Source organism: Pseudarthrobacter sp. fls2-241-R2A-168 (assembly GCF_030209335.1).
GTDB lineage: Bacteria > Actinomycetota > Actinomycetes > Actinomycetales > Micrococcaceae > Arthrobacter.
In genome coordinates this window covers 1-17,777 of sequence record NZ_JARVSG010000006.1, presented here as the reverse complement: position 1 = coordinate 17,777, position 17,777 = coordinate 1, and the positions used below count along the sequence as shown (strand labels likewise).

19 protein-coding genes and 1 pseudogene are annotated in these 17,777 nt (G+C 66.0%); 12 read left to right on the top strand and 8 right to left on the bottom strand.

Annotated features, from left to right (window positions below; translation table 11 throughout):
- Positions 1-312 precede the first annotated feature (312 nt).
- Together QRN11_RS04970 and QRN11_RS04965 are read left to right on the top strand one after the other, a co-directional pair.
- Complete coding sequence (locus QRN11_RS04970) at positions 313-1,062, top strand: HAD family hydrolase (RefSeq protein WP_285250120.1); 750 nt, start codon at positions 313-315, stop codon at positions 1,060-1,062.
- 142 nt (positions 1,063-1,204) lie between these two features.
- Positions 1,205-3,550, top strand: a complete 2,346-nt coding sequence (locus QRN11_RS04965) for a glycoside hydrolase family 65 protein (protein WP_285250119.1) — start codon at positions 1,205-1,207, stop codon at positions 3,548-3,550.
- An 18-nt stretch (positions 3,551-3,568) separates the two neighbouring features.
- On the opposite strand, the gene QRN11_RS04960 is transcribed toward QRN11_RS04965, so the two are convergent.
- Positions 3,569-4,843, bottom strand: a complete 1,275-nt coding sequence (locus tag QRN11_RS04960; protein ID WP_285250118.1) for an MFS transporter — start codon at positions 4,841-4,843, stop codon at positions 3,569-3,571.
- A 152-nt stretch (positions 4,844-4,995) separates the two neighbouring features.
- On the opposite strand from QRN11_RS04960, the gene QRN11_RS04955 reads away from it, so the two are divergent.
- Positions 4,996-5,802, top strand: coding sequence for a hypothetical protein (locus tag QRN11_RS04955; protein ID WP_142059104.1), 807 nt, complete (start codon positions 4,996-4,998; stop codon positions 5,800-5,802).
- Positions 5,786-6,535, top strand: a complete 750-nt coding sequence (locus QRN11_RS04950) for a LamB/YcsF family protein (protein WP_285250117.1) — start codon at positions 5,786-5,788, stop codon at positions 6,533-6,535. Before QRN11_RS04955 ends, QRN11_RS04950 begins: the two co-directional genes overlap by 17 nt.
- A 98-nt stretch (positions 6,536-6,633) precedes the next feature.
- Here QRN11_RS04950 and QRN11_RS04945 read toward each other — a convergent pair whose 3' ends face one another.
- Positions 6,634-7,983 (bottom strand): DUF445 domain-containing protein, encoded by a 1,350-nt coding sequence (locus QRN11_RS04945; protein ID WP_285250116.1) that lies wholly within the window; start codon positions 7,981-7,983, stop codon positions 6,634-6,636.
- Between the two features lie 49 nt (positions 7,984-8,032).
- Between QRN11_RS04945 and QRN11_RS04940 the strand changes: the two genes are divergently transcribed.
- Genes QRN11_RS04940 through QRN11_RS04920 form a run of 5 tightly spaced genes read left to right on the top strand, consistent with a single transcriptional unit; the run spans position 8,033 to position 11,965 of the window.
- A complete protein-coding gene (locus QRN11_RS04940; RefSeq protein WP_285250115.1) occupies positions 8,033-8,932 on the top strand; it encodes a glycerophosphodiester phosphodiesterase in 900 nt (299 codons plus the stop codon).
- Positions 8,933-8,941: 9 nt separating this feature from the next.
- Positions 8,942-10,333, top strand: coding sequence for a CoA transferase (locus tag QRN11_RS04935; RefSeq protein ID WP_350223968.1), 1,392 nt, complete (start codon positions 8,942-8,944; stop codon positions 10,331-10,333).
- 59 nt (positions 10,334-10,392) lie between these two features.
- Entirely contained in the window at positions 10,393-10,878 is a 486-nt protein-coding gene (locus QRN11_RS04930; RefSeq protein WP_285250114.1) for a DoxX family protein, read from the top strand.
- Positions 10,875-11,657, top strand: coding sequence for an AzlC family ABC transporter permease (locus QRN11_RS04925; protein WP_285250113.1), 783 nt, complete (start codon positions 10,875-10,877; stop codon positions 11,655-11,657). Before QRN11_RS04930 ends, QRN11_RS04925 begins: the two co-directional genes overlap by 4 nt.
- Positions 11,654-11,965 carry an AzlD domain-containing protein gene (locus QRN11_RS04920; RefSeq protein ID WP_285250112.1) on the top strand — a complete coding sequence of 104 codons (312 nt, stop codon included), beginning with the start codon at positions 11,654-11,656 and terminating at the stop codon, positions 11,963-11,965. The genes QRN11_RS04925 and QRN11_RS04920 overlap by 4 nt, the downstream gene beginning before the upstream one ends.
- A 460-nt stretch (positions 11,966-12,425) precedes the next feature.
- Here the strand turns inward: QRN11_RS04920 and QRN11_RS04915 are convergent, their stop codons facing one another.
- Together QRN11_RS04915 and QRN11_RS04910 are read right to left on the bottom strand one after the other, a co-directional pair.
- Positions 12,426-12,683 carry a hypothetical protein gene (locus QRN11_RS04915; protein WP_285250154.1) on the bottom strand — a complete coding sequence of 86 codons (258 nt, stop codon included), beginning with the start codon at positions 12,681-12,683 and terminating at the stop codon, positions 12,426-12,428.
- Positions 12,684-12,887: 204 nt separating this feature from the next.
- Positions 12,888-13,517 carry a TetR/AcrR family transcriptional regulator gene (locus QRN11_RS04910; RefSeq protein WP_285250111.1) on the bottom strand — a complete coding sequence of 210 codons (630 nt, stop codon included), beginning with the start codon at positions 13,515-13,517 and terminating at the stop codon, positions 12,888-12,890.
- Positions 13,518-13,638: 121 nt separating this feature from the next.
- On the opposite strand from QRN11_RS04910, the gene QRN11_RS04905 reads away from it, so the two are divergent.
- From QRN11_RS04905 to QRN11_RS04895, 3 genes are all read left to right on the top strand, one after another.
- Complete coding sequence (locus tag QRN11_RS04905; RefSeq protein ID WP_091423542.1) at positions 13,639-13,965, top strand: thiamine-binding protein; 327 nt, start codon at positions 13,639-13,641, stop codon at positions 13,963-13,965.
- A 95-nt stretch (positions 13,966-14,060) separates the two neighbouring features.
- Positions 14,061-14,738 (top strand): O-methyltransferase, encoded by a 678-nt coding sequence (locus tag QRN11_RS04900; RefSeq protein WP_285250110.1) that lies wholly within the window; start codon positions 14,061-14,063, stop codon positions 14,736-14,738.
- 99 nt (positions 14,739-14,837) lie between these two features.
- Complete coding sequence (locus QRN11_RS04895) at positions 14,838-15,311, top strand: Dps family protein (protein WP_142059203.1); 474 nt, start codon at positions 14,838-14,840, stop codon at positions 15,309-15,311.
- Between the two features lie 116 nt (positions 15,312-15,427).
- On the opposite strand, the gene QRN11_RS04890 is transcribed toward QRN11_RS04895, so the two are convergent.
- The 4 genes and pseudogenes from QRN11_RS04890 to QRN11_RS22625 form a co-directional block, all read right to left on the bottom strand.
- Complete coding sequence (locus QRN11_RS04890; protein ID WP_091423538.1) at positions 15,428-15,604, bottom strand: CsbD family protein; 177 nt, start codon at positions 15,602-15,604, stop codon at positions 15,428-15,430.
- Between the two features lie 102 nt (positions 15,605-15,706).
- Positions 15,707-15,964 carry a hypothetical protein gene (locus QRN11_RS04885; protein WP_285250109.1) on the bottom strand — a complete coding sequence of 86 codons (258 nt, stop codon included), beginning with the start codon at positions 15,962-15,964 and terminating at the stop codon, positions 15,707-15,709.
- A 351-nt stretch (positions 15,965-16,315) separates the two neighbouring features.
- Complete coding sequence (locus QRN11_RS04880; protein WP_285250108.1) at positions 16,316-17,500, bottom strand: YihY/virulence factor BrkB family protein; 1,185 nt, start codon at positions 17,498-17,500, stop codon at positions 16,316-16,318.
- A 104-nt stretch (positions 17,501-17,604) separates the two neighbouring features.
- Positions 17,605-17,777, bottom strand: a pseudogene (locus QRN11_RS22625) (DUF3618 domain-containing protein); the annotation flags it as partial.

Below are 17,777 nucleotides of genomic sequence, written 5' to 3'. Positions count from 1 at the left end.
ATGCTTTGCGGCAGCCCGTTCAGGCGCATCATTGGTGGCTACTGCGGCAGCGCCGGACATCCGGCCGGCTTGTCCGGCGGCCCGAAACAGGCCCATGATGGTAGGAACAGATGGATCAGCAGGGCGCCGGCAAGGCTCCCCGGCGGGATGACAACCGGGACAACCCGGACAGCAGTTGGGACACCACCGCTGCGTATGTAAGGCCGGCCGGCCCGCCGACTCTGCAGAGGATCCGGGCACCGAAGCCACCACACCCCAGAAGCAACCCCGCCTTCGAGGCTGCCCGCCGTCTGAAAGGACACCGCACCACGCATGAGTGAAAACACCGCCACAGACCATCCCGTCAACAGCCTCACCGCCTGGACGGGCGCCTCGGCCATCCTCTTTGACCTGGACGGCGTCCTGACCCCCACCGCAACGGTGCATGAACAGGCATGGCAGGAGTTGTTCGAAAGCTACCTCTCCTCCCGGCCGGAGGTCACGGGCTACAGCGAGAGCGACTACTTCGACCACATCGACGGCAAGCCGCGGTTTGACGGCGTCCGCGATTTCCTGGCTTCACGCGGGATAGTCCTTCCCGAAGGCCCTACAGATGACGACCCCGCCAACACCACTGTGCAGGGCCTGGGCAACCGCAAGAACCGGATTTTCAACGACATTGTCAGCACGGGCGTGGAACCGTTCGAAGGCTCCGTCCGCTTCCTGGAAGCCGTACTGGAGCGCGGACTGAAGGTCGCCGTCGTCTCCTCCTCACGTAACGCGCCCGCAGTCCTGGAAGCAGCGGGGCTCAGCCACCACTTCCCTGTAGTGGTGGACGGCGTGGTGGCGGCCGGGGAAGGCCTGCCGGGCAAACCCAGCCCCGCCACGTACCAGTACGCTGCCCAACTGCTGGGCCTGCCCAGCGAGGAATGCGTCGTGGTGGAGGACGCCGTCTCCGGTGTCCAGGCCGGAGAGGCCGGTTCGTTCCACTCGGTCATCGGTGTGGACCGCGGCGCCGGACGGCAAACCCTGCTGGACGCCGGAGCAACCGTGGTGGTCAACGACCTCGACGAACTCCTCTGACCCCCGGGCCCAGCCGGTTCCCCCATCCCGGCACGCGGACCCAACGAACTACTTAAGCACGCAGTAAAGCAGCACCCAAGCTGCCGCGCCCGCCCCAGGCCAACGACAGCTGCCCCAGCACCCGCCTAAGGACCCCAACACCATGGCTATCATCTCCGCAGACCGCGAGCGGTTCCCCAACACCCCCTGGCAACTCGTCGAAACACGCCACGAGCCGGGCGTCGAAGGCACCCTGGAAACCCTCTTTGCTCTCGGCAACGGGCACCTTGGAATCCGCGGCGCCCACTGGGCGGCGGCAGACTCCGACCTGCCGGGCAGCTTCATTAACGGCTTGCACGAGATCTGGGACATCAAGCACGCCGAAAACGCCTTCGGCTTTGCCCGGACCGGCCAACGCATCCTGTACATCCCGGACGCCAACAACTTCACTGTGGTCATCGACGGCGAATCCCTCACCCTGGCCGAATCCGAGGTCCTGGACTACCGCCGTTCCGTTGACTTCGCTACCGGAGTCTACGAATGCCGCATCACCTGGCAGTGCCGCTCCGAGGCCGCCGTCACCACCACGGAACGCCGCGCCGTCGGCTTCGCAACCCGCGGCGCCCTCGGCATTTCACTCGAGGTGGCCACCGACCGCGAGATCTCCGTGGACGTCACGTCCTCGGTGATCAACCGCCAGGACCAGCCCGTGGAGGACCACTCGGTCCATGACCCCCGCCGGGCGGGCCGCCACGCCGGACGCGTGCTGCTGCCGCTGCGCCTCGATGGTGGCGACGGCTCGCTCCGCCTCGCCTGGGAAGCAGCGGAATCCAAGCAGCGGGTGGGCGTCGCGGTGGACCACTGGACCTCGGCGGGCCACCAGCCGTTCGATACCCTCGTGGACCAGGACGACAGCAGCGTCCGCTATGTGCTGGCAGTGGGCCCGGATGAGCCGTTCCGCCTGGAAAAGACCGTCAGCTACGCCGCGGGCGCCGGAATCCAGGACCCCTCCATTGATGCTGCAGCCGTCGCAGAAGCTGGCCTGAAGCCGGTTGCTGACATCTTCGCCGAAAGCGAGGCGCACTACCGCGAGCACTGGTCCACCTCGGACATCGTGGTGTCCGGCGGTACGCCTGAACTCCAGCAGGCCATCCGCTGGAACCTGTTCCAGCTGGCCCAGGCAACGGCCCGCGCGGACGTGGCCGGGATCCCCGCGAAAGGCGTGACGGGCTCCGGTTACGAGGGCCACTATTTCTGGGACCAGGAGGTGTACCTCCTGCCGTACCTGACCTACACCAACCCCGTGGGCGCCCGCCGGGTCCTGGAGTTCCGCCACGCCATGCTCCCTGAAGCCAAGATCCGGGCCAAGGAACTGAGCGTGGAAGGCGCGTTGTTCCCGTGGCGCACCATCAACGGGCTTGAGGCCAGTGCGTATTACGCCGCCGGCACGGCCCAGTTCCACATCGCCGCCGCCATCGCCTTCGCCACCAACCGGTTCGTCTGGGCCACGGGGGACGTAGCGTTCCGTGACAGCATCGGTGCCGACCTGTTGATCGAGACGGCCCGGATGTGGATTTCACTGGGCTTCTTCGGCAAAGACGGCATGTTCCACATCCACGGCGTCACGGGTCCTGACGAGTACACGGCAGTGGTCAATGACAACCTCTACACCAATGTCATGGCCCGCTTTAACCTGCGCGCCGCCGCTGCCCTGCGGCACGCCGGCATCAGCCAGGAAGAGCGGCAGCTGTGGGAGGCAGCAGCGAACCGGATGCAGCTGCCGTTTGATGAGCGCATGCAGGTGTATTCGCAGGACAACGACTTCATGACCCTGGAGTCCTGGGACTGGACCACGCCCCGGTCCAAGTACCCACTGCTCCTGCACTTCCACCCGCTGGTCATCTACCGCCACCAGGTCCTGAAACAGGCCGACACCGTCCTGGCCATGTTCCTGCAGTGGCAGGATTTCACCGCCGAGGAAAAGCACCGGGCCTTCGACTTCTACGATCCGCTGACCACCGGAGACTCAACGCTCTCCGCCTGCGTGCAGGGCATCATGGCCGCCGAAGTGGGATACTCGCGCGAAGCGCTGGAACACTTCACCAACGCGGTGTTCATCGATCTGGATGATACGCATGGCAACACCATCGACGGCGTGCACATCGCTTCCACCGGCGGGGTGTGGAGCTCGCTGGTCTGCGGCTTTGCCGGCCTGCGGGACCAGGGCCCTGTTCCGTTCTTCGATCCGCGGCTGCCTGCCGAGTGGGAGGGGCTCACTTTCCACCTCAAGATCCGCGGCCGGCTGCTCCGGGTCCAGCTCGACGCCGGCGCGCTCACCCTGGCCATCGAGGAAGGCGATCCGCTCGACGTGGACGTCCGCGGCCAGTTGGTGACTGTGGGCGCTGAACCGGTCCGGGTGGGACTCGCGCCGGTTCCAGTGCCGGAGTCCACGGTGTTCCCGAGCGGACATCCGACGGCGAGCATCCCGGTAGTGCACGCCAACAGCTAAGGCGCGCCTTCCGGAAGTTCAGCCGCGCACCTGGCCTTCGCCCGCCGTCGTCCTTTCCACCTCAGGTGACCGGTCCAGCGGGTGGGCCAGTTCGTCGTCGGGCACGCCCCCTGCCACCACGAAGATCAGCCAGATGGGCAGGACTTCGGCGGCGGGTCCGGCCAGGGCCATGGACACCGGCATCAGGGCGAGCGAGACGAAGAAGTCCAGGCTGGATACCCGGCCCAGAAGGTGGGGCGGAACGCGCCGCTGGAGCAGCGTGCCCCAGATCACCATGCCCACGCTGCCGGTGGCGCCGAAGATGAACAGGGCGGCCGCGATGGCCCAGAAGGTGTCCATGACTCCGACGGCGGCCAGGGGCAGGCTGCCCGCGCCCCAGCTCACCATCATCACCGTGAGGTAGCGCCTGGGCAGCCGCAGGGAGGCCGTGAGCAGCGAGCCGAGGGCGGCGCCCACACCCATGAGGGCGAGCAGGAATCCGAACATGCTGGAGTCGCCACCGAGCTGGTCGCGGACCACAAACGGCAGCAGCACCTCGATGGGGCCGATCAGGAAGAGGACCGAAATGCACGCCCAGATCAGGGTCCACAGCAGCCACGGGGTCCGCAGCGTGTAGCTGACCCCTTCGCGCAGGTCCTGGAAAAAGGACGACTTGCGGCTTGGGCTGCCACCGTCCTCTGTGCCGTTGGCCGGCGCAGCCAGTTCGTGCCGGCCCAGGAAGTTCAGGATGATGAAGGCCGAAAGGTGGCACAGCGCCACAGCCGTCACGGCGTGCGACGGCGACAGGGCAGCCACCACAACACCTGCAACGGCCGGCCCGGCGGCCTGCTGGAGGACCGGCCGCATGGATCCCTCCATCCCGTTCGCGGCCAGCAGGTCCTCTGCCGGAAGGATGCGCGGCAGGATCGCGGAGTAGGCGGGGAAGAAGAAGGCAGCCCCGACGCCGAGCACAAAAGCGCCCGCGGCAACGTGCCAGAGCTGCAGCCAGCCGGCAAGGGCCAGTCCGCTGATGGCGGCGATAACGGCCAGGTTGGCACCCTCGACTGCAATGATCAGGCGGCGCTGCGGAATCCGGTCGGCCGCGATGCCGCCGGCCAGGACAAAGGCCACCAGGCCCACGCTGCCGGCCGCGGCCACCAGGGACAGCTCCAACGGTCCGCCGCCGAGATGGATCACCTGGTAAACCATCGCAACGGCCCACATGCCGGAGCCGAAAATGGAGATGGCCAGTGCCGAAATCAGTACCCGGTACTCGCGGTGGACAAAGGGCCGCAAAGCTTTGGGAGCGGGCATAGGGTAAGTCTAGGCTTCGGCCGGACAGGCGGCATGCGGTTGATACCGTGAAAACCGACTGGGGCCAGCCGCCATGCGTGGCCTAATGTTAAGCAAGCTTAGTATCAGGAGGGCCGCAACCAACGCGGCCGGCGAGACCAACAGAGGTGACCATGGCCAGGCGCAGCAACCCCGCAGTACGAATCGCAACCGAAACCGCCCACAATGCAGTGTTCGACGCCGACGGCAAGCCCAAGCCCGGAGTCCACAACGCGCTCCTGAAGGCAGTGGAGATCCAGCGCCCGCTGGTCCTGGCCTACATCCGCCGGCTGCAGAAAAAGCACCCGCGCGCCACCGCCGCCCAGCTGGCAGACATCCTGGAGCGGGACTACCTGCGTGCCGTCACCGGAGGCGGCGCAATCGTGGGGGCCACCGCCGTCGTTCCCGGCGTTGGCACAGTGGCGTCCCTGGGATTGTCCGCTGCGGCGACAGTAGGGTTCCTCGAAGCAACCGCGCTGTACGCCACGTCCCTCGCGGAGCTGCACGGTATCCGCCTCACCAACCCGGAAAAGGCCAGCACCATGGTGATGGCCATCATGCTGGGCGAGGAGGGGACGGCCCTGCTCGGAACGCTCGGTGGACAGGCGGCCGGCAACGGCACGAACGCCACCAGGGCCTGGGGCAATGTCCTGTCCAAATCCATGTCGGTGCCCGGCTTCGGTTCGGTCCGCAACCGCATCCAGAAAGCCTTCCTCAAGAACCTCCTCAAACGCCAGGGAACGGCCCTGTTCGGCCGGGCGCTGCCGTTCGGCATCGGCGCCGTGGTGGGGGGAGCCGGTAACCTCATGATGGGGCGGGCAGTGGTGGGGAACGCGAAGGAAGCGTTTGGTCCCATGCCGGATACGATTCCCGGCGAGCTGAACGCTGCCGCACCGGACCACCTGACGCTGGAAGGCAACAACCTTGGATCTCAACGCTGACCTCGGCGAATCATTCGGTTCCTGGACCATGGGGGACGACGCTGCGATGTTCCAGCTGGTCACCAGCGCCAACGTTGCCTGCGGATTCCACGCCGGCGACCCCGTTACCATGCTGGACAGCTGCCGCGCCGCCTATGAGCTTGATGTAACTGTCGGTGCGCACGTGGGCTACCGCGACCTCGCCGGTTTCGGCCGCCGCTCGCTGGACACGTCCTTCGATGAACTGTTCGGCGACGTCCTGTACCAGCTGGGCGCGCTCGACGGCGTGGCGCACGCAGTGGGCGCCTCGGTGGACTACGTGAAGCCGCACGGGGCGCTGTACAACAGGCTGGTGCACGACTCCGAACAGGCCTCTGCGGTAGTGGCCGCCGTGAACTCCTACGATCCCGGCCTGCCCATCCTTGGCCTGCCAGGGTCTGAGCTGTTGAAGCAGGCCAAGGAAGCGGGACATCCGGTCTTCATCGAAGCCTTCGTGGACCGCGCCTACCAGGGCGACGGCACCTTGGTGCCGCGCTCCCAGGAAGGCGCCGTCCTGCACGACGTCGATGCGATCGTCGAGCGGGCGGTGCGCCTGGCGACTAAAGGCGAAGTGGTGGCGCTGGACGGGACAGTGGTCCAGGTGCGGCCGGACTCCCTGTGCATCCATGGCGACACCCCGGGTGCGGTGGGGATGGCTGCGGCCGTCCGGGCCGGGCTGGAGGCTGCCGGCGTTGAACTGGAAGCGTTCGCCTAGCTCGGGCCTTTTGGAGCAACGCGGGGTCACTCCTGGCCCATGTACGGCCGTTTAGTGGGCGCTTTGTGACCCCGCGTTGCTGTGAACAGTAGCTGGGCTCACCCGAAAATCAGGTGCGCCACCGTAAAGATCGCCAGGCCGGCCAGGGAGCCCACTACGGTGCCGTTGATCCGGATGAACTGCAGGTCCTTGCCCACTTGAAGTTCGATCTTCTGCGAGGTTTCCTCAGCATCCCACCGGGCCACGGTATCGGTGATCACCCCGGCAATGTCCGAGCGGTAGGTCCGCACCAGATAGCCCGCGGCGTCGCCAATCCAGGCGTTGACCTTGCCGGCGAGTTCGGGGTCGTTGACCAGCCTGGAGCCGAAGTCGCGTACGGCCGCCTTGAACTTGACGGTCAGCTCGCTGTCCGGATCCTCCACTGCGCCGAGCAGGGCGTTCTTCACCGTGCCCCAGGTGCGGGAGGCAAGCTCGCGCACTTCCGGATCGCCGAGGACCTGTGCCTTGATGTCCTCCGCGCGGGCGATCATCACCGGATCGTGCTGCAGGTCCTGGGCAAGATCGTTCAGGTACTTGTCGATGGACTGCCGGACCTGGTGGCTCGGATCGGACTGCACGGCCCGGACGAACTTCAGGAACTCGATGTAGACCTTGTCGCCCACCAGCCCGTCCACGAACTGCGGAACCCAGGTGGGCGAACGCTCCGAGACGAGCCGGCTGACCGTTTCATGGTTTTCGCTGACCCAGTCGGCCGCCCGGTCCACCAGCAGGTCCACCAGCTTGTGGTGGTGCCCGTCGTGGAAAATCCGCTCCGCCAGCTTGCCCACGGGGGGTCCCCACGGCGGAGTGAGCAGGTGCTTGCGCACCATTCCTTCGATGACCGCCTGGACGTCGTCGTCGTTCAGGACCTTGAACAAGCCCCGGATAACGGCCGCGCCCTCCTTGGCCACGCGGTTGGCACCGGCCGGGGTGGCGAGCCACTCGCCGGCCCGGCGGGCGATGTTCACGCTTGCCAGCTTGTCCTGGACCACCTGCTCGGACAGGAAGTTCGTCTCTACGAACTCGCCCAGCGAGGCGCCGATCTGGTCCTTGCGGCGCGGAATGATCGCCGTGTGCGGGATCTTGATGCCCATGGGGTACTTGAACAGCGCAGTGACGGCGAACCAGTCGGCCAGCGCACCCACCATGCCGCCCTCCGCGGCCGCCCGCACGTATTGGAGCCATGGGTACTCCCGTTGGAGGGCGAAGGCGAACACAAAAACCACGGCCATGGCGATGAGCAGTCCCAGCGCCACAAGCTTCATTTTCCGCAGCGCTGCCGCTTTTTCGGCGTCACCGGCCGTGAGTTGCTGGCGGACGACGGCGGGACGCGCCTTTTCGCCGGATGGTCCGGCGGGTGCCGGCCTGGTGGGTGCTTCGCGGGTAGTTGGCTCAGAGTTCACCTGCATGTGCCAAGCCTATCGCCGCAGTCCTGGCCGGGTCGGCTACCGTGGCTGCATGACTACTGAAGAGTCACTGCCGCAGCGGCCGCTGGTCTTTGCCCACCGCGGCTCGAGCGCCGCCTTCGCCGAGCACACCCGCGCCGCCTATCTGCAGGCGTTGGCGGACGGGGCGGACGGCGTGGAGTGCGATGTCCACCTCACCCGCGACCAGCACGTCGTCCTCCTGCACGACGCCAACCTTGACCGTACTTCAGACGGAACCGGGCCGGTGGCGGAACGCACGCTGCGCGAACTGCGCCGCCTGGACTTTTCGTCCTGGAAGGGCGTGCGCATTCCGGAAATGTACGGGGCGCGGTCGGAGCAGTTCCTGACGCTTCCGGAACTGCTGGAGATCCTCGGCGCTGCCGGCCGGCCCGTGCGGCTCGCCATTGAACTGAAGCATCCCAGCCCCTACCAGCTCAAGCTGGAGGACCGGGTGCTTGAGGTCCTGCGGGCCTCGGGCTGGGGTGCGGCGGACTCTTCCATCGGCAATGTCTCGGTGACCTTCATGAGCTTCAGCCCCGAATCCGTCCGCCGGCTGCTCCGTTCAGTTCCGGCGCAGTACGTCTGCCAGCTGGTGGATGACGTGGACGTGCGCGAACTCCGCGAGGAACTGGGCCTGGGGCTGATTACCGGGGGAGCTATAGCCAACGTGATGAAAGCTGCCCAGCTGGAAGGCGAACGGATCCTGGACGCCGGCGAAGCCGGATTGGCCGGTCCCGGCGTCGAGTACGTCCGCCGGCATCCGGGCACCATCCTGCGGTGGCAGGAGCGGGGCCGGCGCCTCCGGGTGTGGACCGTGGACACGGACCAGGACGTGGCGTTGTGCCAGGGCCTTGGCATCCACGAGATCACCACCAACGTTCCCGCCCGCGTGTTGGGGCAGTTGCACATGCCCTCGCCGCAAGGAAGGTAGGAGGGCACGGTGCAGCCTGGCAGTGACCTTCCCCCACTGTTCCGATCCCTGGACCCGGTGTTCGCGGACGCCGGGCTAGTGTTGGGCGAGGAGGCCTCCTGGTCCGGCCCGCGCCGGTGGTGGGGCGGCGCGCTGGACGTGGAAGGCCTGGCCCTGGCGTCCGTAGGAGCTGCCGCTGCAGCATTGAACCTCTTGGCAGGAACTCCGGGCCGGTTCGGCACTACGGCTGCCCTGACCGCGGCTGCGTTCGATTCGTACGGCTATCTGCGGATTGACGGGCGGCCCATCCAGGGCTTTGCCCCGCTGTCCGGCTTCCGGCGCACCCGCGACGGCTGGATCCGGCTCCATGCCAATTACCCGCACCATGAACAGCGGCTGATGCAGGCGCTGGATGCCAGCACGGCAGACGGGGTGGCGGCGGCACTTGCCGGCATGACCTCGCTCGAAGCAGAAGCGGCGATTCAAGCCAGGGGAGGAATTGCCGCTGCCGTCCGAAGCCGCCAGGAGTGGCTCAATTCCCGGATGGGCAGCGCGGCCGGCAGCAGTCCCTGGATCGAAGTGAATCTTGCTTCCGGAGAACCTTTGACAGCCCGGAATCGCCGCCTGTCCGGCGACGACGCAGGCAGCCCCTTGGCTGGCGTGCGCGTCCTGGACCTGACCCGGGTTATTGCCGGGCCGGTTGCCACGCGCCTGCTGGGAGCGCTCGGCGCCGACGTCCTGCGGATTGATCCGCCAGGCCTTCCTGAAATCATGGACCAGTTCGTGGACACGGGGTTTGGCAAGCGGAGCGCGGAGGCGGACCTTGCAGCCCCCGGGAACCGGCACCAGTTGCAGGAGTTGCTGGCTTCTGCCGACGTGGTCATCAGTGGATACCGGCGGGGCTCCCTGGAGCGCTTTGGGCTGGAACCGGACGTTCTGCTGGCGGCCCGGCCCGAGTTGGCGGTGGTCACGCTGGACGCGTGGGGCAGCACCGGCCCGTGGAGCGGGCTGCGCGGCTTCGACAGCATTGTCCAGGCGGCCACCGGAATCGCCTCCCTTTACGGGACGGAACATCACGACGACGGCTGGCGGCCTGGTGCGCTCCCTGTCCAGGCCCTGGACCACGCCACTGGCTACGGCGTGGCGGCGGCTGCCATCGCCCTGCTCGCCCGGCGCCAGGAGTTGGGGCTGGGCGGATCGGCCCGGTTGTCCCTTGTCCGCACCGCCGAGGAGCTGTTCAGCCTCCGGTCCCCGCCACCGGATCTTCCACTACGGCAGTTGCCCGCACCCGGATTGCGCAGCATGGCCAGCAGCTTCGGGGACCTGCGCTACGTCGGCCCGCCCCTCGTGGTGGACGGGCAACCGCTCGACTATCCCGGCCCGCCGGCGCCCTATGGAAGTTCTGCGCTCGCCTGGGCATAACGGGTCCAGTAGACCGGGCTGGTTTTCGGGCCCTGCCGCGCTTGTGATTGAGTGGAGGCATGCCTTTTCCCCGGTCCGGCCGGGCCCTCCAAAGCCTTTCCGCTGCAGCCATGAGCGCCCTCCTTCTGGCCAGCGCCAGGAAGCACTTCCGCGACCCCCTGTTCTTCCGCCAAGTGGTTCCCGACTACCTCTGCCTGGAGGGCAGGGACGACGGCAGCGAGCCGGACCGCCGTCGGCCGTTTGCGGTGATGACCAGGGAGGAGTGGATTGCGCTGAGCGGCCTGCTGGAGCTGGCGGCCGCCGCCGGCATCCTCGTTCCGCCGGCGCGCAAGGCCACCGCAACTGCCCTCGCCGCCATGTTCACCGTCTTCCTGGCCGGGCACGTCGACGCCCTGCGCCGCGCCTACACCCCGGTTGGCACTACTGGCCAGCGCACAGTGCATACGCTGCGGCTCCCGCTTCAAGCGCCTCTCATCCTGTGGGCCTGGAGCCTCCGGAAGCCTGCATCGGCGCCTGTCGGGCGTGAGCCGGGAGCCTGGGCGTGACGCTCTTGTCATCCCCTGCCGTTCGGGTGGGACTGTCCATCAGTGTTGCCACGGGCTTGTACGGAGTGTCCTTCGGCGCCTTGTCGGTCACATCGGGGCTGGACTTCTGGCAAACCATGGCGCTGAGCCTGCTGCTCTTCAGCGGCGGCTCGCAATTCGCCTTCATCGGTGTTGTGGGTGGGGGCGGATCGGGCATCGCAGCCATGAGCGCCGCCACGCTGCTGGGGATGCGCAATGGAATTTACGGCATGCAGCTCAACGCACTGCTGCACCCCACCGGCTGGCGGAAATACGTCGCGGCGCAGGTGACCATCGACGAATCCACCGCCACGAGCACAGGCCAGACCGATCCCGCAGAGCAGCGCCGGGGTTTCTGGGCAGCCGGCATCGGCATCTATGTGCTCTGGAACCTGTTCACAGCGGTGGGGGCACTCGCCGGCAGCGGGTTGGGCGACCCGAAGCAGTGGGGACTCGACGGGGCGGCGGTGGCTGCTTTCCTGGCTCTGCTCTGGCCCCGGTTGAAGGGCCGCGAACCGATCGCTATCGCAGTGGCCTGCGCTGTTGCCACGGTGGCGGCAGTGCCGTTCGTTCCGGCGGGGGTGCCGATCCTCGTCGCGGCCGTCGTGGCAGCCGTGATCGGCTGGTACAGCCATGGCCGGAGCGACGAGGGCCTGGAACCGGATGTCGAGCCCTACCGCGAGCATCACCACCGGGGCGCCGAACACCGCGGCGGTGAGGGCCGGCAGCACGGCAAGGGTGTTTCCGGGGCAGACGCATGAGTCTGTGGATCTGGCTGCTCATCGCTTGTGCCCTGGCCTACGCGTGGAAGCTCATGGGTTACTTTGTCCCGGCCAGGCTCCTCAAGGACCCCCGGATGTCCAGGGTGGCGGGAACCATGACCATCGGTCTGCTGGCGTCACTCACTGTTGTGAACACCGTGGCTTCCGGACAGTCACTGGCGGCGGACGCACGCCTGGGCGCGCTCGCGGCTGCGGCGATCGCACTAGCGCTGCGGGCGCCCTTCCTGCTGGTGGTGGTGTTGGGCGCCGGAACTGCGGCCGTGTTGAGGATGCTGGGCTGGAACTGAGCAACGTCCCGGCGGCGTGACGCCAATCACTGCCGCGGGGCTCGGCGGGTTGTAGTATGAAAACGGCTATGCAGTTGGCCACGAACGGTTCGTATGAACGGCGACGATGGACAATCAACTGCACGCGACCGGGGACAAAGCCGGACGCCCCCTCTTCCACAAGAATTCACGACGCCAGGCTGGGCTCCCGGCCAAACGCTTCTTCAGGCGATTCGCCGGCTTGTCCGATGTCCCCGACGAAGACTTGGAAGCCCTGTCAGAGAGCTTGGCAAGTGGGATGGATTGTCATCCGGCGTCCCAGGTCCTGGCGCTGCAGGCCATGGTGGGCGAGGAACTCCGGGCGAGGGCAGCAGTGAACGGCGGCTAGATTGGCGGAACAGGCGGTGGGCCGGCAGGCGGTCATCCCGGACAAAGCCCCCGAATAAAGCCCGGCCGGACAAACGCCGTGGGCAGCAGCCAGTCATGCCACTCCGTGCGCGGCGCTTTCGCTTGCAGCAGCGCTTTCCCTTGCACGTGAACCGGCCGACGTGGACCGTCGCAAGCTTTCTTCGACTGCCATCTCATACCAGGCCTGCGCGCCGAACTCGGGTTCGGGAGTGTCAAGGTTTTGGAAAAGGGCATCCAACAGATTCGCGAGTTCCTCACCCGACAAGGTGGGCAGAACTTCCTCTGGACCCCGCAGATCGTTGATGTAGTGCAGAAGCCTGGAGGTGTTCATCACGATGCGGCCGTGGGCTGGAAGTGCAGGAACTGGGGCATGGAGGGCTCCATCCGGAAAGTTCAGAGAGGCTGGCTGCGTAACCCACTTGAAGTGTATTGCACCTGCTGAACGCCCACAATGGGGAGGCCCCCGGGCCGGTCCCCCGCGTCCGGGGCCATTTCCGGGCTGCCTTGCAGAAGGCAGCGTCCCGTTTTGGGCCTGTCAGGGAAGAGTCGTCAGGGGCGCAGCCGGCACCGGCACATGGACAGGAAGCGGGCGGCTGGGCCGCACTGTCCTGATGGCATCCTCCACCAGGGCCAGGGGCCTGCGCCACGCATCTGATCCCGGCTCCATGGTGTCCACCACCCCAATGAGCATGGCCAGCAGCCGGAACATGTCCGTCATGGAGATGTCCTCGCGCAGGCTTCCCTGGCCCTGCCCGCGGACCAGCAGGACGCTGATCGATTCCATCAATGAGCCCGTGATGCCGGTGAGCAGTTCCCGGCGGCCGGCAACCGCCCCGAGAAGGTTGGCGTCGTCGCTGGCGGCGGCCATCAGGGCCTCCATGACCCGCAGCAGCCCCGCAGCGGCATCGATATCGGCCAGGGCGCCGTCCACCACCGGATCAACGGTGAGCCGGAGCTGCCGGTTAAGCGCTGCAAGGACCAGTTCCTCTTTGTCCGAGAAGTTCCGGAACAAGGTAGCTGGACCCACGCCCGCCGTCGCTGCAATGGTCTGCAGCGGAACTTCCGGGCCGAATTCGCGGAAGCATTGGCGCGCCGCCGTAATGATCTTGTCCACATTCCGCGCTGCGTCGGCGCGGAGTGGCTTGCGGGCGACTGCGAGGCTCATGCCAAAAGGTTAGCAATGGTGGTCCTGCCGATCACCGTTACCGGGGGGTAGGGGGTTTTGTGACGGCCGCAGCGGCGTGCTCCGCCTGCGCCCTGCCTCCTCACCATGGCACACTGGCCCTATGCTGCTTGCCTTTTCTGTTGCCCCCTCCGGTACCCCCGCTGAAGGCTCCCGGCCCGCGGACGCCTCCGTTCACGACGCCGTCGCCGCCGCTGTGAAAATCGTCAGGGAGTCAGGTCTCCCCAATACAACGGATTCAATGTTCACCACCATCGAGGGTGAATGGGACGAAGTCTTTGATGTCGTAAAGCGTGCAACGGAGGCCGTGGGCCACTACGGCAGCCGCGTTTCCCTGGTCATCAAGGCGGACATCAGGCCGGGATACTCCGGCGAGTTGACGGCCAAGGTGGACCGGCTCGAAGCAGCATTGGCTGACGGCCCCTCCTGAGGCGGCGGACCCCTAAGCGCCGGGTGCCGGCCCGGCCAGCCGGGTTCGGGAAGCGCAGTCTGGACCCGCGCCGGAGCCCGTGCCAGACTGTGCCCATGTTTGAGCACAAGCCGCGCCCGGAGTGGACCGCCACCGAAAAGTTCCTGTCCGAGGTGGTGGTACATCCCGATCCCGCCCTGCTCCGGGCAGTGCAATCCGCAGCTGATGCCGGTATGCCGCCCATCGAGGTGGCGCCCAACGCAGGCAAGCTGCTCAAGCTTTTAGTCCAGCTGTCCGGCGCCCGGCGGGTCCTGGAGATTGGCACGCTGGCGGGCTTCAGTACGATTTGGATGGGGCAGGGCCTGCCCGACGACGGGACGCTGGTAACGTGCGAATTCCTCCCCAAGCACGCGGAAGTCGCGTGGGCGAATATTGACTTCGCCGGACTGGGACAGAAGGTGGAGATCCGGCTGGGACCGGCCCTGGATACGCTCGCGGCCTTGGCGGAGGAGGACCGCGAACCCTTCGACTTCATCTTTATCGACGCCGACAAGGAGAACAACAGCCGCTACCTGGACTGGGCGGTACGGCTGGGCCGTCCCGGCACCACTGTGGTCCTGGACAACACCATTTGGGAAGGTGCCGTTCTGGACCCGGACATGGATCCTGTTAACGCGCCGGGAATCGTTGACGCACTGAAGCTGCTGGGCGAGCATCCCCGGCTTGATGCCACCGTCATTCAAACGGTGGGCTCCAAAGGCTGGGACGGATTCGCACTGGCCCGGATCAAGTAGCGCTGGCCTGCGCCCCGGCCTGCATCAAACTGGTAAGTATGCTTATAGTAATTGTCCGGTTGATCCCAGCCGGATACGCAGCCGCAGCGGAGGTAAATGATGAAAGCGTCGCCCACCCTTGCCAGTAACCTCCAGATGGTGCTCACTGACCTCATTGAGTTGCACCTGCAGGGAAAACAGGCCCACTGGAACCTGGTGGGCACCAATTTCAGGGACCTGCACCTGCAGCTGGACGAGATCATTGCCGCAGCCAGGCTCTTCGCCGACCAGGCAGCGGAGAGGATGCGCGCACTGCATGCCCTGCCTGACGGCCGCAGCAGCACCGTCTCCTCCGGCAGCCGCCTGGAGGAGTTTCCACAAGGGCTGGTCAGCACCAAGGACACCGTCAAACTTGTGACCGCCCGGCTTGAACGGACCGTGCAGACCATGAGGGACGTCCACGACGAGGTGGATGAGGAAGATCCCACCAGCGCTGACCTGCTCCATGCCGTCATCGAGCGCCTGGAGCAGCTGGCCTGGATGGTCAATGCCGAAACCATGGCGGCCACGGCACCCGTCACCGAACCTGCCTAGCCGCATTCCCGGGAAGCTGGCCGGGAACCCGGAGCCGGAGGAACGAAAAAGGGCTGCTGCGGAATTGACCAGTTCAAATCGCAGCAGCCCTTTTTCGCGGTTATGGTTTCCCGGACCTAATCCTTCTTGAAAGCATCCTTGATTTTTTCGCCGGCCTGCTTCAGGTCGGCCTTGGACTGGTCCATCTTGCCTTCGGCGCGGAGGCTTTCGTCGTCCGTGGCCGCGCCTGCACCCTCTTTGGCTTTGCCGCCCATCTTTTCCGCGGCATTGTCAATCTTGTCATCCAAACCCATGGTGATTCTCCCTTCGGCTGGTGGCCGGCAGACGGTAATTCACCGGCCATGATCTCCATGCTAACCAGCCAAGAGCAGCTTCAACAGGCCTTGGACAAGAACTCAGACCAAGTCCGGGGCGCTGGCCATGATGTAGTCTGCGGCGGCGGGGCCTGTCATGGACAGGTTGTTGCTGTCCGGGTTAATTCCGTGGACCTGCAGTGCCTCCCACAGGGCCTCCGGTGCCTGAAGCTGCTCTTTCTGGAGCAGGCACCAACTGGTGTAGAGCCCATAGAGTTCATCCCGGCGAAGGCCCAGTCCGGGCTCCCTGTCCGCGACAACTGCTTCAGCAATAAATTGTTCAAAATGGGTGGCAGGCATGTTCGCTCATTCGGGGTCGACCGTGTTGCCGCCGTATCTGCTTCAGCGGCCCTGCATGGCTCCAGTGAGTCCGCGCAGAGTAAACATGAAACTATTGCAGGGCGGTTCACTTTGTCCAGTCGCGCCGTCGCGTGCGGGGATCGAGGGGGCCGACGGCGACTGGGGGGACTGGCCTCGGTCTCAGAAGAGGCCATCTCACCGCCGGCCCCGCCTTGTCCCGGACCACCTTGCTGACCCGGGAAACCTGAACAGGACCTTCACAACAATTTTCTCCTATCTTGAAGGTCCTGCCTAGCCCCCGGAGGCGGCGCCGGCTGCGCCTGCCTTTTCCGCCGCCCCGGGGCCTCCCTCCTACTCGTTGCCGGTACCCCGCTCACGGAGCTTGTCCCGCACCCTGTCGCGGTGGCGCTCCGCGGACTGGCTGGAACGCTCGCTCCGGTCCCCTTCCCCGCCGGAGTCCCCATTCCCCCCGTTCTCGGCACTGTACTTTTCGCGGAGTTCGCGGCCGTGCTGGATATCCTCTTCCTCCTGCTTCTGCAGCTTCTCGCTCTTCTTGGTGTCACGCGGCGGCAGCTGGATGGTCTCTTCTGCCTCGATGCCCGCCTGGAGCTGGCGGCCACGCTCTGTCTCCGCGTCGAACTCGGCACCAAAAAGCAGGGACATGTTCAGGATCCAGAGCCACAGCAGCATCACGATCACGCCGCCCAGGGCACCGTAGGTCTTGTTGTAGTTTCCGAAGTTGCCCACGTAGAACCCAAAGCCCAAGGATGCGAGCAGGAAGACGAACAGTGCAATGCCTGAACCCATGCTCATCCACTTGAACTTGGGCTGCTTGACGTTGGGGGTCGCGTAGTAAAGCACGGCAATGATCACGATAATGAGCGCCACCATCACAGGCCACTTGGCAATATTCCAGATTGTCAGGAACACGCCGCTGAGCCCAATGAGGCCGCCCACTGCCTCGGCGACCGGCCCGCTCAGGACCAGCATGCCGGCGAGGATGGCGACGACGACAACGGCAAAGAGCGTAACCACCAGCATGGTGCCGCGGAGCTTAATAAACGGACGGCCCTCGTCCACTTCGTATACCCGGTTCATGGCCCGGCCGAAAGCCCCGACGTAGCCGGAGGCCGACCACAGGGCGGTGGCAAGGCCGAGCACGAGCGTGAGCCCGGCAGCGGGTGCGTTGGCGAGATCCGAGACAACGCCCCCGACGGTATTGGCCGTCTCGGCGGGGACAAATCCCCGCACTATTTGGAGCAGGGCATCCGTCGTTTTCTGCGCGTCCCCGAAGATTCCGACCAATGAAACCAGTGCCAGAATGGCCGGGAACAACGATAGGACTGCGTAGTAGGTCAGGGCTGCCGCGAGGTCCGGGCACTGGTCTTTGCTGAACTCCCGCAGGGTCTTCTTGGCGATGTACTTCCAGTTCGGCTTGTCCAGGTCCCTGGGGCTGTCCGGCTTCCGTGAGTCGTTCGGATCCGGAGCCTGGCCTGCTTTGGCTGTGCTGGTCTCGGATGAATCCTGAGTGGCCATGGGGTTGTCCTCTCGCTAAGGGCGCAAAACTGAGAGGCCGGCTCCGCGGTATGGCGGGGCCGGCCTGTCAGGTGATGCTCATGCCTTGGGTACCGCGTTGGTGCTTAGGTGTTTTGGACGTTGGTTTTGGCGTCGGTGGCGCGGTCTTTGACGTCGGTGACGGCGCCCTGGCCTTCGGCTTTGACGTTCTGGACGCCCTCAGTTGCGGTGGCTTTGACGTTCTCCATCGCTTCCTGGGCTGGTTCCTTGAGGTCCTGGACCATGTCCTTGGCGGCGT